The following is a 20221-nucleotide window of genomic DNA, read 5'->3' on the forward strand; positions in this document are numbered from 1 at the left end:
GCCTGTCGGTGACGTCGATGGCGCGCGCCATTCCCGTCGCGCGGCTGGACCCCGCGCCGGCTTTACTCGGTCATTGAGACTCCACCGAATGCGTGGCTCTCTGCAGGGCCGTGGGCGCTGGCCGAGTTGTGCGTGTGTAGGTGGAGCCTAGCGCCAAGCAGCTGAGCCAACCAGGGACCGCCTGAGGGGCATCAGGTCCTGCCCGGCCGATCATGCGGCACTTGCGACGCCCGGCACACGCACCCGGATGGCGGCCTTCGGCTGGCCCACAGGTGGGGACACATGGAGGGCCCCCACCGAGGAAGGAGCGCCCCATGCCGGAGAACGCCCACGTGCGGCACAGCGGTGACGGCGAGGCATTCTGGATGCTGAACGGCCTCTACGAGGTCAAGGCGTCGAGCGACGAGACCAATGGCGCGATGACCGTCATGGAGATGACCATTCCCGAGGGGATGGGCCCACCGCCCCACACCCACCCCGGAACCGAGAGCGTCTACGTCATCGAGGGGACGCTCCGCTATCACATCGCCGATGAGACGGTCGAAGGCGGGCCCGGGTCCTTCTTGCACATCCCTGAGGGCACCCTGGAGCGGTTCGAGCCCACCAGCACGGTGCGGCTCCTGATCACCTACACCCCGGGCGGTATCGACAAATTCTTCGCCGAGGCGGGTGAACCCGCCCATCGACGGGAGATGCCGCCCCAGTCGGACACTCCGCCGGACATTGACCGCCTCATCGAGATCGCTAAGCGGTACGGCATTCAGATGCAGCCGATGCCTGACGCCTAGGCTGTCCCAGGCGACCGGGCGCAGCTACCAGCGGAACGTGAGAGAAGGGCACGTGTGCCCCTGCGTGCCCGATGCGGCAGGGACCAGCGGGGAACAACGGGGAACGTCGGCGAGCTGCCCGAGAACGCGCACATCAGCGTCTCGCCAGCTCAACCCCGATCCACATGCGCGATCTTCCAAACTGGTGCGGCGTAGCCGATAGGATCGGCCCATGACGTCACATCAGGCGGATGCCGCGTAGGTCCCCGCGCGAGCTGAGGGCCACCGTGCCCGATGGGCAAAGCGATGGTGCGGTGAGCACGCTACTCATCAGCCCGTGTCCTGGGCCGCCAGCGTGTGCTGCCGTGCACACGTACCTCTTCGTCGATGGCCTCGACGTGGTCGCGCGCAGCGATAGCAGCCTGGTCGGCCTTGATCCGAGGCGACTGCTCCGCCCAGGCGGACCGCTCTATCCGACGGATATGCCGTGCACGGTGGTTGTGGCAACCCAGGAGCAGCCCGAGCCAGGGCTGGGCAGGCTGACTGTCCGGGTCCGGCTCCGGGGCGAGACGGTCATTTGGTCCGACCTGAGGCACCCGGGCCTCGATGGCGGGCCCATCGAGGAGGTTCGTTTCCGCCTGGAGCAGTACCTGGGCGAGATCGAGCGCGCATACGCGGCGTTGAAAGATCAGTTGGTGATCCTGCCTAGCGAACCGGGGTGAGTGTCTAACTGTGTGACAACGCCAACGCACGGCAGCGGACAACCGCGCACACCTGTGGACCGTCGCAACAGGTGAGAGGCACAGCGACTCAAGGTCAGACGCCCGCCTAGGTTGCTTCGGGACGAAGAGGTCATGTGCTAAAGGCCTTCGCGCTCGATCAATGAGCCGTCAGGGCCCTGTGCGTAGAAGCGCGGTGGAGCCAAGGCTTCCACGGCTCTGCGCAACTCCGCTTCCTGCTCTGCGAGATCAGGGCCGTGAGGGTCCCGCACGTGGAATCCGTGCAACTCGATGGCATCTGCGTCGACGTCATCGGGCTCGGGGCGGCCCTCCTGGATGAAGCCGCAGAGTGCCCTCAGCGCGTCTTCGCCCATCTCCGGGGGACGAAAGGGCAGGGCGTAGGGCTCTTCCTCCTCGCCAGGCCAGGGCACGCTGTCAGCCGGGCGATCTCCGGCCCAGTAGGGCAGTTCAAATGGGAGTGGTTCGCCGATGTTCTCGATGATGCCGCTGTCCGGTGACAGGCTCAGGGAGCGCACGAGGCGCCCGTCCTCCCACACGGCGAACGCCAACCAGTCGACCACGCTGTGCATGGCGTGGAGGACGAGCCGTCGGCCGGCGCTTGCCGCCACGAGGTACTCCGGGAGCTGGGAGGGGAAGTCGATCATCACTCTCTGGTCACCGATGACTTCCACGCCTGGCCAGCTGGCCGCGAACGCCGTCGCCGCCGGGGGATACACGCCGTCCCAGAGAGTCGAGCCCTCGCACTCCTCGATCTCCCAGCCCGGATATAGCCGTCGCATCATGGCGGTCGTCCGGTCGCAATCCGCCGCCCCCACTCGTCGCAGCAGCTCCGGTATGTCGCCGTCGGCGTACACCAGCAGTCCCGTCTTGGATCCCAAAGCCCGTCCCCAGAGCGTTGCACTTGATGGCGGACGTACGTTAGCCGCATGCACTGACAACGGGGATCCTCAGCCCCGTGCCCGGGTGGGCCGTCCCCGGAGACGTCCGACCCTTCCCAACGTCGACCAGACACCGACCCTGCGCCGTGGTCGCGCTATAAGCGCACCAGATGCAGCGGGGAACAGCGGGGAATCACGGTGAAAGCAGCCGAGCCGGACCAGGCTGAGAGTCGACCATCCGACGAGGTCAGCCGCCAGACCGGCCCCAAATGCTCGCAGCTTCCCAAGCTGAGAGCTCCGAGGCATGGCGCTCTGGCACTTCCGTCACGGGACGGTCGTGGCGTCCGGCCGACGACACAAGCCGGTGTGGATCTTCGACAGCAGCAGGTGGTTCCCGCGCGCTGAGGGTGGCTCCCGGCGATGTGGCCAAGAGCAGGTTGTGAAGGCGGGCGGCGCCGAGCATTCGGTGTGGAAGCCGTCGCTCTCGAGGCGGTAGTCACGCAGGAACTTAGTCTCCGGTCGCGTTGCTGGGCGCCTACTGACTGGAGCTGCTGCTCGTCGAGGAGCGGAGCCTCAGCTGTTCTGGATGCGGCGGACCGCAGCCACGAGATCGGCAGGCAGGGCGGGACCAGCACATGCGTGATCAATCAGCAGGCTACGGTACGAGTCGTTCGGCAGATTCGGCGCCAGCTCGACGAGTTGGCTCAGTTCGGCAGGCGAGCCGGTAAGCCGAGTCCGGTAGGCGGCCCCGGCCGCGCGAAGTGTCAGATCAGTCGGCTCGTGCTTCATGCCCTGATCGATCAGCCGGACCGCGGCGGCGAAGTCGCCCTGCTCGGCGCGCACGTCGGCCAGGTCGAGGTAAAGCGACCAGTTGGCCGGGTCCAGGGCAAGAGCGCGCTCGAACGCCGCCACGGTCTGTTCAGGATCACCCAGCTTGCGCCACGTGCCCGCTCGCACGACTTCCGTCAGCATGAACCGCTCAACGGAGTCCGCCTGGTCGCAGAGGGCAAACGACGCATCGGTGAGACCGCATGCCCGCAGAAAGATCGCCATCTTGGCCAACGCCTCCGGCAACGGCTGGCGGGCAGAGACCACGTCGATGGCATGGAACCAGGGCCGGAACCGCTCCCGCATGCTTTCGGTGTCCAGACCGTGGCCATAGTCCATCGTCCGCATAGCGGCCTCGGCCAGCACGTCGGCACTCACCACACCGAGAAATCGTTCATCGCTGAACCAGGGGGCCTTGGCCCATGCGATGTCGGGTTGCACACCCGTGACCGATCCGATCGCCAGCGCCGCGCCGTCCATGTCGTCCTCAAGGAAGCTGATGTACGACTGCGCCAGTACCGCCCTCAGGGAGCCGGCATCCTGAACGACCTCGGCCAGCTCAGGCGGCCTGTCCCTCCACAACTCGGCAAGAACCGTATAGGGCTCGGGGTTCTCAGGCGCGGAGGCGATGGCACCCGCCAGATAGTGCACGGCTGCCGCTGGACTGCCCCCGCAGTGCGCCATTACCCGCGCGAGACCTACTCCAGCTGCTACCACCCGATGCGACACCGTCCGAGGGTATCCCTGAGCCGGCCGTCTGTCGCCCGCCCGCCATGGCTCGTTGGACGCGATGCCATGATCTTGTCGTAGCTGGGGTGATTGCGGCGTCGGAACCGTCCTGGATAGCCCCGTTCACCGGGCTGCCGCCGCATGTTTTTCACAAGCTGATCACAGCGCTGCGCCGAGAGGGGGGCCGGCAGGACGCGTCCGGGGCGCCCGTGGTCGTTGCCGCTGGAGGACCGCGTTCTTCTGGTTACTGCGTACTGGCGGACCAACCTGACGCTGCGGCAGCTCGCCCCGCTGTTCGGCATCTCCAAGTCCAGCGCCAATCGCATCATCGACCACCTCACGCCGATGCTCGCGCTCAAGCAGCGGCAGCGCTTTCGCAGGGACGCCGTGCTCATCGTCGACGGAACGCTGATCCCCGCCCGTGACCACACCATCGCCGAAGCCGTGTGCGCAGGTTCGAGTCCTGCCGGGGGCGGGGGCACACAGAGTTCAGCGGTCAGCTCTGCGCACCCGCTCACCAGGCCCGCGCACAGTCAGGCGAACGCATCCGACGCGTCTCGTCCCATGTGTGTGCCAGCACCGTAAGGCGCCCCAAGCCCGACTTGTGTTGCATCACCATCGCTTCGTGCGCGAAAGGGAACACAGAAACCGCCTGGGAGTGAGGCAGTGGTCACCCTTGGTGGCCCTGTGACGTCTGCGGCGCTCAATCCGATGTGTGACTTGTGAGGCTGACGATGTAGGTGGTGCACATGATGCGAAGGAGGCGTTAGGCAATGTGATGACTTTGAGTGTGATGTGGCAGGAAAAAACGATGGATTCCTTACGTAAGGAACACGTAAGGGACTGTACGCAGGGCAACCACCTGCGCCCTTGGAGGTTTTCGAGTGCGACCGTTCACCCTCAACTACACCTTCCCCAGAGGGCTTCCGACCGTGGCGATGCCGTACCACTTCGACGAGGCGCGTCAACTGAACGTGCTTCCTGACGGCCGCCCGGCCGTCAGTGACCCGGACCTCCTCCTGGCGGCCGGCACGACGACGTCCACCGCCGGTTCCCAGACACACTTCGACGACTGACGACCGGTAAGCCGAATGACCGTACTGATCCTCACGTCCGAAGAGGACGTGACCGCCGACATGGTGGTGGCCAAGCTGCACGAGATGGGAGTACCCATGATGCGGCTGGACCCTGCCGACCTGCCGGGCAAGGCCGTGTTGTCCGCCGAATACGCCCACGGTGACTTCGACGGCCACCTGTCGGTGAACGGGCATGTGCTCAGCATGCGAGGCCTGCGCTCCATATGGGTGCGCAGGCCCGGCGAACCGGCCGCGCACGCGGCACACCCCTCACCGTGGCTGACCGCCGAGACCCGTCAGGCGCTGTTCGGCATGCTCTACTCCGTTTCCACCCGATGGATGAACCATCCGCGCAACGCCGAGCAGGCCCGCCTGAAACCATGGCAGTTGAGGATCGCTCACCTCAGCGACTTTGCTGTACCACCGACCGTCTTCACCACCGCTCCACGCCTGGCACAGCAGTTCGCCGAGGAGCACGGGGACATAGTGGTGAAGTCCGCCTCGGGGCCGCCGCCCGGTGACCCCGCGCTGGCCCTTCCCACCACCCTCATCGGACCCGACGCGGACTTCCCGGCCGTCGCGGCCGGTCCTGCGCTGCTGCAGCAGTACATACCCAAGCGTGCCGACATTCGTCTGACCTGTGTCGGCACCCGACTGTTCGCCGCACGGAAGCTGGCCGAGCCCGGCCAGGTCGACGGGCGCTACGGCGACACCGAGCACGCCTGGGAAGCGGTCTCGGTGCCCGAACGCATCGGCAAGTCGGTGCACGAGTACGTCGCCCTTGCCGGACTGGCGTACGCCGCCTTCGACTTCGCCGAGGACGAGGAGGGCATCTGGTGGTTCCTGGAGTGCAATCAGGGTGGCCAGTTCGGCTTCGTCGAGTTGGAGACCGGGCAGCCGATCTCGGAGGCGGTCGCTCTGTGGCTGTCACAGCGCAAGGCGGATCGCCGTGTTCCCGAGAGCCACTGGTGAGACGGCAACCCGGCGAGTCGACTCCGCTTTTGTGCACGGCGCCCGCTTGGCGTGAACGGCGCTGTTGCTCACGGGACTTGACGTGAGCCGACGTGCTCCGCGGTGCGGGCCTGGCAATGGTTCGCGTTCACGATCCACCGCATCGCGTACGGGACCTCGTGGATGCTGACTGGCCTCGGCAGGCCGGCGAGTGTTCACCGCCCCACCACCGACTCGCTCGCCCGCCCCGAGCGCACCAGGCGCACCAGACCCGAAGGTCGGCATCAGCCAGGCCCCTCCCCCGCGGAGGCCACTGTCCTCCCCGCGCCGGAGAAGATGACGCCGGGGTCGGCGGGGGCCTGGTTGAGGACCCACAGGCCGATCAGCGTGGCCAAGGTGAAGACGACGGCGATCAGGACGGCGAGGACGAGCCGTCGCCGGCGTTCGCGGCGCAGCCACTCGCCGCGGGCCGTGCGGTAGGCGTCGGGCGCGGCCCGTACTCCGCCGGCCAGCGCCTCCAGGGCTTCGCGCAGCTCCCGCTCCGTCCGGCCCACGTCCCCCAGGTCCTGCGGCGCCCGGCCCCGTCCCGTGCGCTCCCGCTCCGTCCCGCCCACGTCCCCCAAGTCCTCCGGCGCCAGGCCCCGTTCCGTGCGCTCCTGTTCCATGCGGTCCTTCTCCGTGCGGTCTTTCCCCGTGCGTTCGTTTTCGGTGCGGCCGCGACCGGTGTCGTTCATCGTCGGGCCTCCATCGCCTGGCTCAGGGCGGCGATGCCGCGCGCGGTGTGAGTCTTGACCGACCCGCCGGAGATGCCCATGGCGGCGGCGATCTCGCTCTCCTTCAGCCCGAGCCAGTGCCGCAGCACGAGCGCCTCGCGCTGCCGGGTCGGCAACTGCTGCAGCGCGTCGATGAGCACGCGCTGGTCGTCGTGCAGCAGAGCGGTGCTCTCGGCGGAGGCGACGACCTCCTCCGCCGGGGTCTCCACATGCTTGCGGGCGACCTGCAGGTGACGTATGCGCATCCGCGTCAGATTGCAGACGGTGGAGCGCAGATACGCCTCCGCGGCCTCGATGTCCCGCAGCCGCCGCCACTTCCGGTAGATCTGGTAGTACGCCTCGGCCACCACGTTCTCCGGGTCGTCGGCGCCGAGCAGCACGGCCAGCCGGAGCATGGCGGCGTAGTGCAGCTCGAACAGGCGGGCCAGGCCGACCTCGCGCTCCAGCTCGGCCGGGTCGCGCACGGTGAGGGTGAGGGGGTCGGCCGGGGCGGCGGGCTGCGGGACGAGCGGCTCCTGCGGCACCGGAACACGCGTGCTGGTTCTGCGTCTCACGGGTTGTTCGCTCCCGTCTCGGGGCGTCGCCTGACGGCGAGGCGGGTCGGTAGGTCGGTCGCGTCGGCGCCGCGCGGGACGCCCAGGCGTTCGAGGACCGCGGTGCCGATCACGGCGACGGTCAGGTTGAGCAGCAGGGCCACGAGCCCGGCGTAGATCTCCAGCGGCTGGTCACCGCTCCCGAAGGGCACGATGGACGAGAAGCCCTCCCGCACCACCAGGAAGGTGCCGGCGGCCATCCCCACGGCCCATCCGGTCAGCAGCGCCCGCGGGTGCAGCCGGCCGGTGAACAGTCCGACGGCCACGGCCGGGAAGATCTGCAGGATCCATACCCCGCCGAGCAGTTGCAGGTTGACGGCGTCCTGGTCGCGCAGCCCGAACACGAACGCGACGGCCCCGACCTTCGCGGTGAGCGACACCGCCTTGGCGATCCGCACCTGCCGCTTGGGGGTGGCGGTCGGATGGACGTACTCGACGTACACATTGCGTACGAAGCTGGTGGCGGCCGCGATCGACATCACGGCGGCCGGGACCAGCGCGCCCACGGTGATCGCGGCGAACACCAGCCCGGCCAGCGGTGCCGGCATCAGCCGGTCGACCAGCATCGGCACGGCGGCCTCGGCGCCGCCCTTCGGGGCCCGCACCCCCGCCGCGAGGGCCGCGATGCCGAGGAAGCCGAAGAGCGCGAGCAGTCCCGTCCAGGCAGGCAGCGCCACCGAGACCTTGCGCAGGGTGCGTGGGCCGTCGGCGGCGAAACCGGCGGTGAGCACGTGCGGGTACATCAGCAGGGCCAGCGCGGATCCCAGCGCGAGGGTGGCGTACGCGGGCTGCTGCGCGGGGGACAGCAGCAGCGCGGAGTGCGCCGCGTCCGTGCCGCCAAGGCGCCGCGCGGCACCGTCGAAGACCGCACCGGGCCCACCGAGCCGGTCGAGGACCAGCCAGCAGACGGCGGTGAGGGAGACGAAGACGGCCACTGCCTTGAGCGCGGAGATGACGGTGGGCGCGCGCAGCCCATGGCGGTAGGTGGCCACCGCGAGGCCCGCGAAGAGGGCCACCATCACCAGATCGCCCGTCGCGCCCCGCTGATACACGCCCCCCGCGGTCAACACCGCGCGTATCCCCAGCAGTTGCAGTGCCAGATACGGCATGGTCGCGAGGATCCCGGTCAGCGCGACCACCAGGGCCAGCGGCGGCGACCCGTACCGTCCGCGCACGAAGTCGGCGACGGTGACGTAGCCGTGGCGGCGGGCCACGGTCCACAGGCGGCTCAGCAGGACGAAGGCGAGCGGGCAGACGATCACCGTGTACGGCACCGCGAAGAAGGCGGGTGCGCCGTTGCCGTACGCCAGTCCCGGGACGGCGGTGAAGGTGTACGCCGTGAAGATCGTGCCGCCGAGCAGCAGCCAGGTCCACACCGGGCCCAGGCTCCGGTCGGCCAGCGCCCAGCCCTCCAGGGACGGCAGCCGGTCGTTCGGGCGTACGCGCCGTGCGGTGACGGCGAGCAGCGACGCCCCGCCGATCACGGCGAGGAACGTCGCGGTCATGGCGCCGTCCGCCATGGGTCACCGTCCTTGGTGTGCCTGGAACCTCACCGAGTAGTTGCGCAGACGGCTCCTTCGGATGACAGAAAACCGGCGGGAAATCTTCTGGAAATTCCCTGTCAACCACTTCCGGCGGGTGGGCAACTCTTACACAAACCGACAGCGAGCGGGAGAGGAGCGCAGGTCATGGCACGGACCGGTCATTCCCGGCTACGGCGCGTCGCCATCGCCGTGCTGCTCCTCGCACCCCCGGCAGGACTGCTGTGGGTCCCCTGGTACGCCGGCGCGAGCCCACGGCTCGCGGGAACGCCGTTCTTCTACTGGTACCAGCTCGCCTGGGTGCCGGGGTGCGGGCTGTGCCTGCTCGCCGCGTACGCGCTGACCAGGCACCAACGCGGCGATCCCTGATCCGTACGGGCCGCACGCACCCGTACCACCGCACGCCACCTCCGGTACCACCACCCACCAGCGCCAAGGCGAGGAGCCGCCATGCCCAGATCAGCCATGCCCGAATCCGGTCTCCCTGCGCCCGAGGGCCCGCCGTCCGTACGGTCCCGCAGGGCACCCCGGTCGATCCTGCTGTGGACGACCGTCTCCCTGATCGGCGCCGTCGGCTGGGGCGTCCTCGCGCTGGCCCGCGGCGAGGAGATCTCCGCGGTCTGGCTGGTGGTGGCCGCCCTCGGCTCGTACGCCATCGCCTACCGCTTCTACTCCCGCTTCATCGTCCGCCGTGTACTGAAGCCGGACGACAGCCGGGCCACCCCCGCCGAACGCCTGGAGGACGGCGTCGACTACCACCCCACCGACCGCCGGGTGTTGCTCGGCCACCACTTCGCCGCCATCGCCGGCGCCGGCCCCCTGGTGGGACCGGTGCTCGCGGCCCAGATGGGATACCTGCCCGGCACTCTGTGGATCGTGGCCGGGGTGATCTTCGCCGGGGCGGTGCAGGACATGGTCGTGCTGTTCCTGTCCATGCGGCGCGACGGCAAGTCGCTCGGTCAGATGGCCCGCGACGAGATCGGCCGGGCGGGCGGCGCCGCGGCTCTGATCGCCGTCTTCGCCATCATGATCATCTTGCTCGGCGTGCTGGCGCTGGTCGTCGTCAACGCCCTCGCCCACTCACCGTGGGGCACCTTCTCGGTGGCCATGACCATCCCCATCGCCCTGTTCATGGGCTTCTATCTGCACACCATCCGCCCGGGCCGGGTCGTCGAGACCAGCCTGATCGGCGTCGCGCTGCTCCTGCTCGCGATCGCCGGCGGCAGCTGGATCCAGAACTCCTCGCTGGCCGACGCCTTCACCCTGAGCCCCACGACGCTCGTCTTCTGCCTGATCGGATACGGGTTCGTCGCCTCCGTCCTGCCGGTGTGGATGCTGCTCGCGCCGCGCGACTACCTCTCCACCTTCATGAAGATCGGCACCATTGCGCTGCTCGCGGTGGGGGTCGTGGTCGCCGCCCCCGTGCTGCGCGCGGACGCGATCAGCGACTTCGCCTCCTCGGGCACGGGCCCGGTCTTCGCCGGAGCGCTCTTCCCCTTCCTCTTCATCACCATCGCCTGTGGCGCCCTGTCCGGCTTCCACGCGCTGGTCGCCTCCGGGACCACCCCGAAGCTGATCCAGAAGGAGTCACAGGTCCGGATGATCGGCTACGGCGCCATGCTCATGGAGTCGTTCGTCGCGATCATGGCGCTGATCGCCGCGGCGACCCTGGAGCCGGGCCTGTACTACGCGATGAACGCGCCCGCCGGACTGCTCGGCACGACCGCCGAGTCCGCCTCGCACGCGGTGGCGGGCCTCGGCTTCACGGTCACCCCCGACCAGCTGACGCACGCGGCCAAGGCTGTCGAAGAGCAGACGCTGATCGCCCGCTCCGGCGGGGCGCCCACCCTGGCCGTCGGCATGTCGGAGATCTTCTCCGGGATCTTCGGCGGCACGGCGCTGAAAGCCTTCTGGTACCACTTCGCGATCATGTTCGAGGCGCTGTTCATCCTGACGACCGTCGACGCCGGCACCCGGGTCGGACGCTTCATGCTCCAGGACATGCTCGGCAACGTCTGGAAGCCCGTCGGCCGGGTCAACTGGAAGCCCGGCATCTGGCTGTGCAGCGGACTCGTCGTGTCCGCCTGGGGCTACTTCCTCTACACCGGGGCCACCGATCCCCTCGGCGGAATCAACCAGCTCTTCCCGCTCTTCGGCATCGCCAACCAGCTCCTCGCCGCCGTCGCCCTCACCGTGTGCACGACCGTCCTCGTCAAGTCCGGGCGGCTGCGCTGGGCCTGGGTCACCGGCGTCCCGCTGGCCTGGGTGGTCGCGGTCACGTTCAGCGCCGGATGGCAGAAGATCTTCTCCGACGATCCCAAGGTCGGCTTCTTCGCCCAGCGCACGCGGTACGCCGACGCTGTGGACGCCGGTCAGGTCCTGCTGCCCGCCAAGAACCTCGACGACATGCACACCGTGGTCACCAACTCCACGGTCGACGGCATCCTGATCGCGCTCTTCCTGCTGCTGGTCGCCGTGGTGATCGTCAACGCGACCGTGGTGTGCGTCCGTGCCGTACGCTCCCCGCTCCCCCTGCCGACCACCGAGGCGCCCTACGTCGAGTCCCGCATCGATGTGCCCGGGCAGGCCGCCCAGCCGCTGGTGGAAGTGGTGTCATGAGCGCCCGGCAATGGGCGCGGGCGGTGCGCTGGTATCTGCGCGAGTTGACCGGGGAGGCGGAGTACGACCGCTACTGCGAGCGGCACCGACGCCACCACCCACAGGCCCCGGCGCCGACCCGGCGGGAGTACGAGGTACTGCGCACACTCCACCGGGAGACCCACCCGCAGAGCCGCTGCTGCTGACGCCCGCCTCGGCCTGCGGGGCGGGCGGCGCGCCATCCCGCAGGCCGAGGGTGACCTCGTCGGCGCACGTCCCGTACGCCGCCCCCCGTGTCCGGGAACCGGCTCATGCGGTGCGGTGGTGAGCACGGCTGCCTCGGTGTCCGGCGCTCGCAGGGCGGCGGGTTCAGGCGTCGACGGCCGGAGTGGAGACCGACGCGGAGTCGGTGAAGCGTGGCAGGGCGGCGGCGCCGACCGCGAGCAGGGCGACGATGCCCATCTGCACGTACTCGACGCCGGCGAAGGCATGAGCGATGTTGTGCGGTGCCAGGGCCAGGTAGAGCGTGCCGAGGGTGGCGACGCCGAGGGCCAGACCGCTTTGCTGCAGGGTGATCAGCACACCGCTGCCGATGCCGCCGAGGTGGGCGGGGACGTCGGCCAGCACACTGCGGAACAGGCCGGCGAACAGCATCGACTGTCCGGCACCGACCAGGGCGAGCGGCACGGCCATCACCCAGAGGCTGACGTGCGGCCACTTCACGAGAAGGACCGTCACCAGTGTGGCCAGTCCGGCGAGTTGGACGACAGCACCGGCGGTCAGCGCGGCCCGGCCGAATCGGGTGAGCATGCGGGGCGCGACCAGGGAACCGGCGAAGAAGAGCAGGGCCATCGGCAGGATCGCCAGGCCGCCGTGCAGCGCGTCGGCGTGCAGGCCGTTCTGGACGGTGAGGGCGAAGACGAACATGAACGCGCCGAAGCCGATGCTGAAGGCGAACACCATCGCCAGGCCGCGGGACATCGACGGCAGCCGCAGCAGGGACGGTGGCAGCAGCGGCACCTCGCCGCGACGCTCGGTGCGCTGCTCCACGACGTAGGTGGCGACGCCGAGGACCACCGCGACGGCGAGCAGCAGCCAGGTCCACCACGGCCAGCCCAGCGAGTGGCCCTCGGTCAGCGGGACCAGCAGGGCGGTCAGCGTGGCGGCGAACAGCACGGTGCCGGGCAGGTCGATGCCGACCGGGTGGTGCGAGCGGGTGTCGGGCACGACCCGGGTCGCCAGCAACAGGACCGCCACACCGATGGGCACGTTGACCAGGAAGATCGGCCGCCAGGAGGTGCCGGCGACATCGGCGCTGACGAGCAGGCCGCCCACCAGCTGTCCGACCACGGCGGCGATTCCGGAGGTGGCCCCGTACAGGGCCACGGCGCGGGCCTTTCGTTCCCCTTCGAGGACGTGGTGGAAGGTCGCCAGTACCTGCGGGATGAGCAGCGCGGCGGTGGCGCCCTGGACGATGCGGGCCGCGATCAGCACGCCCACGGTCGGGGCGACACCGCAGGCCAACGACGCCAGGACGAAGCCCACGAGCGCGCCGAGAAAGATGCGGCGACGGCCGTAGCGGTCGCCGAGCCGTCCGCCGAGGACCAGCAGGGTCGCGTAGGCGACGCCGTACCCGGCGATCACCAGCTCCAGCGAGGACGCCGAGGCGTGCAGCGAGGCGTCGATGCTGGGCAGGGCCACGTTGGTGATGAAGAAGTCCATGATCGGCAGGAATGCGCCGGCCAGCAGAACGAACACCCCAACCGGGTGCAGCCCGCCCGCACGGGCCGTGGCATGGGGCGAGAGCGTCGTCGCCCCGACATGCCGGGAGGAAGTGGTTGTCGTCATGACAGCTCCCAGAAGACTGTGATTATGCCTTCATAACTATGAGGGCATAAGGAGTATGGGGTCATAACTACTTCCTGACAACCCCGTACCCTGGACCCGTGATCGAGGACCAAGCGCACCAGAGGGGCCCGACGACCGGAGCCAACGACGACCAGCGGTGGGCCGAACTGGCCGACCTCGTACTGATCCTCAGCCGGGAGATCCAGTTCCGCGGCTACACCGACGAGCGGGCCATCCCCCTGTCACCGTCCGAGGGCATGGTGATGCGCCACCTGCAGCACGAGCCCGCCGCTCCGCCCAGCCGCATCGCCACCGCGACCGGGCTGCAGCGCACCAATCTCTCCACCGTTCTGCGCGGACTGGAGGAAAAGGGCCTCGTCGAGCGACGCGCCGACCCGGGCGACGGCCGCGGGGTGACCGTCCACGTCACCGAACGCGGACGCACCAATTACGCCCTCGTACGCGGGGAATGGGCAGCGGCCGTCTCCGCGGCCGCCGACCACGACGCCAGACACCTCGACGCGGCCCTCACCCTGCTGGCCGCCGTGGAGACCGGACTGGCCAGGACACGGCCACGGACCCGAGCCACACGTCCGGCGACAGGGCCCTGACCTCCTGACATCCGCGCCGCGGCCCTGCCGGGCGGCGGTTCCGGCACCGCCGCCCTTCCTCACTGCACGACAGCCCCTGACGGTTCATCAGGAGCGTCTTTCATCCGGGAAACCCCTGGGAAGCCGATGGCCTACGGATACGTGTATGTGTTCAGGGTGCGCACGGCCGACGCCGGGTCGCCGAGGTCGTAGCGGTCCACGGCCAGGAAGTTGGGCTTCTTGCGGGCGGCCGGTCGGCAGAAGCGCTGGGCCCGGTCGGCGAGTTTGGTGTTGTCAGTGGTGGCCGTGGAGGTGATCGTGACGTCGCGGAAGTGGTTCATGACGAAGAGGGGGCGGAAGCCGGGTTCGGTGCGGGTCAGCGGGATGTTCGTGCCCGCGTCGTACCATCGGCTGTAGCAGGACCAGTCGGAGGAGCCGACGCCCGAACCCATGGACCAGTAGTTCTCCACCGTCCACTCGCGCTGGTACATCACGCCGAAACTGTCCCGGGTGAGCCCCGCGGACTCGTCGGAGGAACGGCTGTGGTCCGTGAAGATCAGCAGCCGGTGGCCCGCGGCGACCATGTCCGCCAGTTTCGGCCAGCCGTTCTGCCGTACGCCGGTCCGGTCGGGGCGGTAGAGCACGTCCGACAGGCCACTCACACGGGCGAGTTCACCGCGCAGGACGCCCGGGTCGACGTAGTCCTCCAGGAAGACGGTGACGACCTGGTCGGGGTGCTGCTTGAGGAAGTCCACCATGCGCTGGAGGTCGACCCAGAGCGCGACCGGTCTGCTGACGAGGGTGCAGCTGTTGTGGCAGAGGATCGCGCCGTCGGGGGTCTGGTGGATGTCGAGCATGAACCCACGTACGCCGTCCGCGAGTTGCTGGTTGATGCCGCGCGTCTGGTTCGGCACCAGGTTCACGAAGGGCGGGGCGAAGCCGCCGTCGACTCCGTTGGCGTAGGCGTTGTGGGCGGTGAGGAACGTGACCTGGTCCAGGGTGCGTTGATCCTCTGAGGGCATGGGTGTGGTCACGGGTGAGACCGGGGTGAGGTACCAGGCGGCGAGGCTCCCGGCGGGGCCGACGACCAGTTGGGCGGGGTAGTTCGAGCCGGAGGGCTTGGCGCCCACCGCCAAGTAGCGGTCCGCGCCGGGGACCTTCAGCGTGTACTGGTCGGCTCCGGCCGGCGTCACCTCCCACGCGGCGTCGGCGCTCGTACAGGCCACGGTCCTGGCCTGCTCACCGGCCCGGCCGAGGCAACTGCCCGCCGTGTCCACGCTTTCCAGGAGGTACGAGGATCCGCTCGCCCGCAGTGTCCACTGCTGGTGGTCCTCGTTGCCCTTGGGGTTGTGCTGGACGACCGCTCCCCCGCCGTCGGAGGCGTTCAGTCCCGTGGTCGCGCTCTGGACGTAGTACGTGCCGGCGCCAGGGACTTCGGCGGCCCGGGCGGGCGAGGGAGCGCTGAGGACGGTGCCCAGTAGGGCGGTGGCGGCGAGCAGGGAGCGCGGTGTCGGTCTCATGGTCACGTGGTCCCTTCCTGTGGGGAGTCATGAGCATGCCACGCGGGTGAGGCTGTCGGCGCCCCCTGCGGCCGGCGCGCGGCAGTGCAACTGCCGTGCGCCGGTGGGGACGTCAGCAGTACAGGTTGCCGCCCGCCGTCGTGCCGAGGATCTGCACGAACCTCTGGTAGGCGTCCACGCGGCTATGCACCTGCGCCGGGTTCTTGCCGTCGCACTCCAGGGAGCCGTTGATGCTACGGATCGTCTGGCCGAATCCGGCGCTGTTGACCATCGCGTTGTGGCCGGTCATCGTGCCGGGCCCGGTCTGCGTGTTCCAGTACCACAGGCCGGTCTTCCAGGCCACGGAGGCGTCGTTCTGCACCAGGTAGGGGTTGTTGAGGAGGTCGATGCCGAGCGCGTCGCCCGCGGCCTTGTAGTTGAAGTTCCAGCTGAGCTGGATCGGGCCGCGGCCGTAGTATGCGGACTGGCCGGCCGGGCAGCCGTACGGCTGGCTCCAGTCGCAGTAGTGGGGGTAGTTGGCCGTGTTCTGCTCCACCACGTACACCAGTCCGCCGGTCTCGTGACTGACGTTGGCGAGGAAGGCCGCGGCCTCCTGCTTCTTGATGGTGTCGCTGCCCGTGTTGGCGAAGGCCGGATAGGCGCTCATCGCCGCCCGCAGCCCGCTGTAGGTGTAGAAGGAATTCCGGTTCGGGAACATCTGGTTGAACTGGGCCTCGCTCACGACGAAGCCGCCGGACGGCGGGGTGGAGCCGCCGTCGCAGGCGTACGGCTCCCAGTACCAGGTGCTGATGGTGGGGTCGTAACCCGGGTTGTCGTGTTCGGCGATGTAGGCCTTGCCGTCGGTGTAGCGGACGATGTCGCCGGTGGCGTAGGACTTGCCCGCCACCCAGCTCGGGTAGCTCGAACAGGCCGCGGCGGAAGCGCTCGTGGCCGGCAGCAGCGCCGGTGCGGCGGTTCCGACGATGAGGGCGGCCATGACTGCGGAGATGCGGCGCCTCGACACAGGATCAACTCCTTCGCGGAGCACGGCCGCTCCCGGGACAAGGGCAGGGCGAAGCAGAGCCTTGTGCGCACGTGCCGGCGAGGCCGGCCACGGCGTCGGGGGCGGCCGCGGTGGGGGGTGTGGAGGCACACTCAACCGCTTTGGTATGTACCAGTCAAGGGTGTAGACCAGTCAGATCTGACAACGTTGGCAGACAAGTACCGGGCGCCTGGCGGCGGTTGGTCGACACACCAGTGGCCGTCGCCGATCCATAGACCGGCCCGGGCCACCGCCCGCCTCAGCTCGACTGGACAGCCCCGCAGCCTCGTCACTGCGACGCAGCTGCCGAGTTCAGCCACCGCAAGTCGGTGCTGAGGCGGGCTCGGTCGACGCCGGTGACGCGGCGCCGTCTGGGTACGACCCCACGCATCTGTCCGACTGGCCGCCACCGGCCTCGCCCGGCCCGCCGCACGTTCCCCAACGCCAATCAGGCAGTTGCCGCACTGGAGGACCTCGCGCTCCGGTCCGCGTGACACAACCCCAGGGGTTTCACGCGCTGAATGGGGCGTGCCAGGTGTCGGGAAATTCGAGCGGGACTCTACGGTCAGGGCATGGACATACTCAGCGGCGTCGTCAGCATTGAATACTCGCACTTCTACATCAGCGAACATATCGAGCCCGGCTTCGACAGCACCACGCAGGAACCGGACTTCCGCACCGACGCCCCAGTAATCCTCACGCCTGGTCAGCTCACCATCGTCAGCCATGTGCAGTCCCATGACGCTTGGGTGACGATCATGCTGGCCGAGACGGAGCCTGTCCAGCAGACGGAAGAGTGGCAACTGCTCGGCGCGTGGCCTTACCGGCCGGTGTATGGAGGGCGGATGGGTATATCCGGCCCCACTACAGGCCCGGCAACGCCCGCCATGGGCTGGCTTTCCGGTGGTCAGGGCGATGACCGGTCGTTGGCTCTGGACCCGGCCATGGTCTACACCGTCCACGTCTACGCCAAGGGCCGCCAGGACTCCCGAGACCGGTACGAGGCGGCTATGGAGCGCGAGGAATGGGGCATCCACGAGGGATTCGAGGACTACGTGGCTGTGTTCATCCCCACCGAACGACAGGCGAAGCCTCGGCCAACGAGTTGAACGACAAGCTGAGGTGCTGGACTGGAACCCACACCACCTGCGGACATTCCCGTGCCAGAGCCAGAACGCTACACCGACACCTCTCTTGGGTTCACCAGTACGCCGGCGCGCCCGGCGGCAGTTGACCAGCGCACCCCACATGGCACCGGATGACATGGCGGCGACCCGGCCAGTGCGCTGGCGGCCGGGTCACTGTCCCTCCCCGGATCAGCCGAGCGGCTTCTCCAGCACGGCGGGCCAAGGACATCAATCACAAGATCGCGAAACATGTGGTGGCCGAGGCGGAACGCACCGGTCGCGGGATCGCCCTGGAGGACCTGACGGGCATCCGCGAGCGGGTACGGCTGCGCAAGCCTGGGGGTACCTCCCACGCCCTTAAGGCAGTGGGGGAGGGCCACCCACGCCAGCTGGTCCTTCGCCCAGCTGGGGGCGTTCATCGCGTACAAGGCCCGCCGCGCGGGGGTGCCGGTGGTGTACGTCGATCCGGCGTACACCTCGCGCACCTGCGCCGAGTGCGGGCACATCGACAGAGCGAACCGGGTCTCGCAGGCCTGGTTCGCGTGCCGCAACTGCGGATTCGTTGATCACGCAGACCGCAACGGCTCCCGCAACATCCGCGCTCGTGCGGGGGAGTTGTGGCGACGCGGGGCCCCGTCAACAGCCCCTGCCCCGCCCCCGCGTCAGCGGGACAGGGCTGGACGCAAACGCAGCATCACCGCCAGTGATGCCCGTTGCGCAAGCCCGGGACCCTCAGTCCCGGGTCGTTGACAGAGTGGACTCGGCGCTCGCCTCGTCGAGGGTGCCCACGAGGCGTCCCAGCAGGGCCCGCAGCAGTTCGTCGTCGCCGTCGCCCAGCACCGGCCACCGCTCACGGACCTCGCGGTCGAGGCGCCGCCAGTATGTCTGGCCGCGCGGAGTGAGGTACGCGAGGATGCGGCGCCGGTCGAGCGGGTCGACACGACGGTGGACGAGGTTCTGGTCGACGAGGTGGTCGGCCAGCTTGGTCAGCGTCGCGGGCGGCAGGAAGGCGGCTTCCGCCACCGCCGTCATGTGATGTCCCTGGCCGTCGGAGAGCAGGGCGAGCACCCGCCAGGCGTCGAGCGAGCAGCCGTCCTCGTCGAGAACGGTCTGCAGCCGGCGCGCGGCCAGCCGCTCGGCCCGCGTCAAGAGGTGTATCAGATCCTCGGGTTGACGCGGAGATGGGGTGGGCATCCTGCTCCTCGATCCAGGGGGATGTACATGGTATGAGACGGATTGGAGTTCATCGGGCGGACCCGAAATCATGACGCCATGTTCCGGCCCGATTCGCCTCCGCACGACTGGTTCACGGCAGATGACTCCGTGCTCGGTGTGGCGCTCGTCTTCCCTCTGCAGGGGTCGGCCGGGATCTTCGGACCGACCTGCGAGCTGTGCGCGCAGTTGGCCGCGGAGGAGGTCAACCGTGCGGGAGGAGTGCTCGGCAAGGAGCTGCGGCTGCTGCCCGTCGACGGCGGCGGCGCACCGCGTGAAGTCGCCGACCACGTCGAGGCGTTGGTGGACCTGGGAGTCGCGCAGGGCGTCACGGGCTGGCACATCTCCTCGGTGCGGCAGGCGCTGGCGCCGAGGATCGCGCATCGGGTTCCGTACGTCTACACCGCGCTGTACGAGGGCGGCGAGCACACCGCGGGCGTGTTCCTCACCAGCGAGACACCGCGCGATCAACTCCGGCCCGCGATAGGCCTGTTGGCGCACGAGCGCGGGGTGCGCCGCTGGTTCGTCGTGGGCAACGACTATGTGTGGCCCCGCCGTACGGCCCGGGCCGCGCACGCCTACGCGCGCGAGTCCGGCGGGAGCATCCAGGGAGAGGTCTATCTGCCGCTGGGCACGCACGACTTCGACGCGGTGCTGCGCAGGATCGAACGATCCGACGCGGACGCCGTGCTCCTGCTGCTCGTCGGCAGTGACGCGGTGCGCTTCAACCGGGCGTTCGCCGCCGCCGGTCTCGACGCACGCTGCCTCAGGCTGAGCACCCTGATGGACGAGAACATGCTGATGGCCAGCGGCCCGACGGCCACCGCGGACCTCTACAGCACCGCCGGGTTCTTCGCCTCGCTGGCGAACCAGGACACCCTCGACTTCCACGGCCAGTACGCCGGACGGTTCGGCGTCGAGGCGCCGGCGCTCGGCAGCCTCGGCGAATCCTGTTACGAGGGCGTGCTGTTGCTGGCCGCGCTCATCGGCCGGGCGGGAACGCTCGACGTGTCGGCGATCGGGGCGGCGGCCGAGACGGTGTCGTACGAGGGCCCGCGCGGTCTGGTCCATCTGCGCGACAGGCACGTACGCCAACGCATCTATCTGGCACGGGCGGACGGCGTGGACTTCGACGTCGTCGCCGAACTCGATCTTCACGGATCCCGCCCTTGACATGGCCGCACCCCGCCAAGATACTTCCTGCAGGAAGTAACTAGAATGCCTCGGGCGAATGGTGAATTCGGGTGACGAATTCCGCCCCGGGCATTTTTTGTTGCCCCGCGAATGCCCCATGAAGGCTTCATGAGAGCGGGAAGATACCGTCGGGAAAGTACCGCGAAACACCTTGGAAACAGGGTGACTTGAGGCTGTGGACCGCACTTCAGGAGGTTGTCTCCTCCACAGCCCGAGGGGGTTCTTTTGTCCAGCG

At 68.9% G+C, this 20221-nt stretch carries 19 protein-coding genes and 2 pseudogenes; 12 read left to right on the forward strand and 9 right to left on the reverse strand.

Annotated features, from left to right (window positions below; translation table 11 throughout):
- Window positions 1–314: 314 nt before the first annotated feature.
- Window positions 315–788, forward strand: a complete 474-nt coding sequence (locus ACFY0T_RS28355; protein WP_388876283.1) for a cupin domain-containing protein — start codon at window positions 315–317, stop codon at window positions 786–788.
- A 344-nt stretch (window positions 789–1132) separates the two neighbouring features.
- Entirely contained in the window at window positions 1133–1489 is a 357-nt protein-coding gene (locus ACFY0T_RS28360; protein WP_388876286.1) for a hypothetical protein, read from the forward strand.
- A gap of 137 nt (window positions 1490–1626) precedes the next feature.
- Here ACFY0T_RS28360 and ACFY0T_RS28365 read toward each other — a convergent pair whose 3' ends face one another.
- Window positions 1627–2385, reverse strand: coding sequence for a DUF6928 family protein (locus tag ACFY0T_RS28365; protein ID WP_388876289.1), 759 nt, complete (start codon window positions 2383–2385; stop codon window positions 1627–1629).
- Window positions 2386–2958: 573 nt separating this feature from the next.
- Window positions 2959–3864: a tetratricopeptide repeat protein gene (locus ACFY0T_RS28370; protein WP_388876292.1), complete on the reverse strand. Its 906-nt coding sequence runs from the start codon at window positions 3862–3864 to the stop codon at window positions 2959–2961.
- 122 nt (window positions 3865–3986) lie between these two features.
- Between ACFY0T_RS28370 and ACFY0T_RS28375 the strand changes: the two are divergent.
- The 3 genes and pseudogenes from ACFY0T_RS28375 to ACFY0T_RS28385 all read left to right on the forward strand — a co-directional run.
- A pseudogene (locus tag ACFY0T_RS28375) lies at window positions 3987–4383 on the forward strand (transposase family protein); the annotation flags it as partial.
- Window positions 4384–4826: 443 nt separating this feature from the next.
- Complete coding sequence (gene tgmA / locus ACFY0T_RS28380; protein WP_388876295.1) at window positions 4827–5018, forward strand: putative ATP-grasp-modified RiPP; 192 nt, start codon at window positions 4827–4829, stop codon at window positions 5016–5018.
- Between the two features lie 15 nt (window positions 5019–5033).
- On the forward strand, window positions 5034–5990 hold the full coding sequence (locus ACFY0T_RS28385; RefSeq protein WP_388876298.1) for an MvdC/MvdD family ATP grasp protein: 957 nt from the start codon (window positions 5034–5036) through the stop codon (window positions 5988–5990).
- A gap of 263 nt (window positions 5991–6253) precedes the next feature.
- Here the strand turns inward: ACFY0T_RS28385 and ACFY0T_RS28390 are convergent, their stop codons facing one another.
- The 3 genes from ACFY0T_RS28390 to ACFY0T_RS28400 form a co-directional block, all read right to left on the reverse strand.
- Entirely contained in the window at window positions 6254–6634 is a 381-nt protein-coding gene (locus tag ACFY0T_RS28390) for a hypothetical protein (protein ID WP_388876813.1), read from the reverse strand.
- Between the two features lie 65 nt (window positions 6635–6699).
- Complete coding sequence (locus ACFY0T_RS28395) at window positions 6700–7296, reverse strand: sigma-70 family RNA polymerase sigma factor (RefSeq protein ID WP_388876302.1); 597 nt, start codon at window positions 7294–7296, stop codon at window positions 6700–6702.
- A complete protein-coding gene (locus ACFY0T_RS28400; RefSeq protein ID WP_388876305.1) occupies window positions 7293–8855 on the reverse strand; it encodes a sodium:solute symporter in 1563 nt (520 codons plus the stop codon). The genes ACFY0T_RS28395 and ACFY0T_RS28400 overlap by 4 nt, the downstream gene beginning before the upstream one ends.
- A gap of 168 nt (window positions 8856–9023) precedes the next feature.
- Between ACFY0T_RS28400 and ACFY0T_RS28405 the strand changes: the two genes are divergently transcribed.
- From ACFY0T_RS28405 to ACFY0T_RS28415, 3 genes are all read left to right on the forward strand, one after another.
- On the forward strand, window positions 9024–9245 hold the full coding sequence (locus ACFY0T_RS28405) for a DUF3311 domain-containing protein (protein WP_388876308.1): 222 nt from the start codon (window positions 9024–9026) through the stop codon (window positions 9243–9245).
- 81 nt (window positions 9246–9326) lie between these two features.
- Window positions 9327–11495: a carbon starvation CstA family protein gene (locus tag ACFY0T_RS28410; protein ID WP_388876311.1), complete on the forward strand. Its 2169-nt coding sequence runs from the start codon at window positions 9327–9329 to the stop codon at window positions 11493–11495.
- On the forward strand, window positions 11492–11680 hold the full coding sequence (locus ACFY0T_RS28415; protein ID WP_388876314.1) for a YbdD/YjiX family protein: 189 nt from the start codon (window positions 11492–11494) through the stop codon (window positions 11678–11680). The genes ACFY0T_RS28410 and ACFY0T_RS28415 overlap by 4 nt, the downstream gene beginning before the upstream one ends.
- Window positions 11681–11843: 163 nt before the next feature.
- Here ACFY0T_RS28415 and ACFY0T_RS28420 read toward each other — a convergent pair whose 3' ends face one another.
- Window positions 11844–13322, reverse strand: coding sequence for an MFS transporter (locus ACFY0T_RS28420; protein WP_388876317.1), 1479 nt, complete (start codon window positions 13320–13322; stop codon window positions 11844–11846).
- 98 nt (window positions 13323–13420) lie between these two features.
- Here ACFY0T_RS28420 and ACFY0T_RS28425 point away from each other — a divergent pair, with 98 nt between their 5' ends.
- Entirely contained in the window at window positions 13421–13933 is a 513-nt protein-coding gene (locus tag ACFY0T_RS28425) for a MarR family winged helix-turn-helix transcriptional regulator (RefSeq protein ID WP_388876320.1), read from the forward strand.
- A 131-nt stretch (window positions 13934–14064) separates the two neighbouring features.
- Here the strand turns inward: ACFY0T_RS28425 and ACFY0T_RS28430 are convergent, their stop codons facing one another.
- Both ACFY0T_RS28430 and ACFY0T_RS28435 read right to left on the reverse strand, forming a co-directional pair.
- Complete coding sequence (locus tag ACFY0T_RS28430) at window positions 14065–15432, reverse strand: phospholipase (protein WP_388876323.1); 1368 nt, start codon at window positions 15430–15432, stop codon at window positions 14065–14067.
- 112 nt (window positions 15433–15544) lie between these two features.
- Entirely contained in the window at window positions 15545–16435 is an 891-nt protein-coding gene (locus ACFY0T_RS28435; protein ID WP_388876326.1) for a glycoside hydrolase family 19 protein, read from the reverse strand.
- A 590-nt stretch (window positions 16436–17025) separates the two neighbouring features.
- Between ACFY0T_RS28435 and ACFY0T_RS28440 the strand changes: the two genes are divergently transcribed.
- Complete coding sequence (locus tag ACFY0T_RS28440; protein ID WP_388876329.1) at window positions 17026–17562, forward strand: hypothetical protein; 537 nt, start codon at window positions 17026–17028, stop codon at window positions 17560–17562.
- A gap of 212 nt (window positions 17563–17774) precedes the next feature.
- A pseudogene (locus ACFY0T_RS28445) lies at window positions 17775–18330 on the forward strand (RNA-guided endonuclease InsQ/TnpB family protein); the annotation flags it as partial.
- Here the strand turns inward: ACFY0T_RS28445 and ACFY0T_RS28450 are convergent.
- The gene (locus ACFY0T_RS28450) at window positions 18313–18774 is read right to left on the reverse strand and encodes a MarR family winged helix-turn-helix transcriptional regulator (protein ID WP_388876331.1); all 462 of its coding nucleotides are present in this window, start codon (window positions 18772–18774) and stop codon (window positions 18313–18315) included. The pseudogene ACFY0T_RS28445 and the gene ACFY0T_RS28450 overlap by 18 nt on opposite strands.
- 78 nt (window positions 18775–18852) lie before the next feature.
- Here ACFY0T_RS28450 and ACFY0T_RS28455 point away from each other — a divergent pair, with 78 nt between their 5' ends.
- Complete coding sequence (locus ACFY0T_RS28455) at window positions 18853–19965, forward strand: substrate-binding domain-containing protein (protein ID WP_388876333.1); 1113 nt, start codon at window positions 18853–18855, stop codon at window positions 19963–19965.
- The last annotated feature ends 256 nt before the right edge of the window (window positions 19966–20221 follow it).

It is taken from the genome of Streptomyces sp. NPDC001530 (assembly GCF_042894545.1).
In the GTDB taxonomy this organism is placed as follows: Bacteria; Actinomycetota; Actinomycetes; order Streptomycetales; family Streptomycetaceae; genus Streptomyces.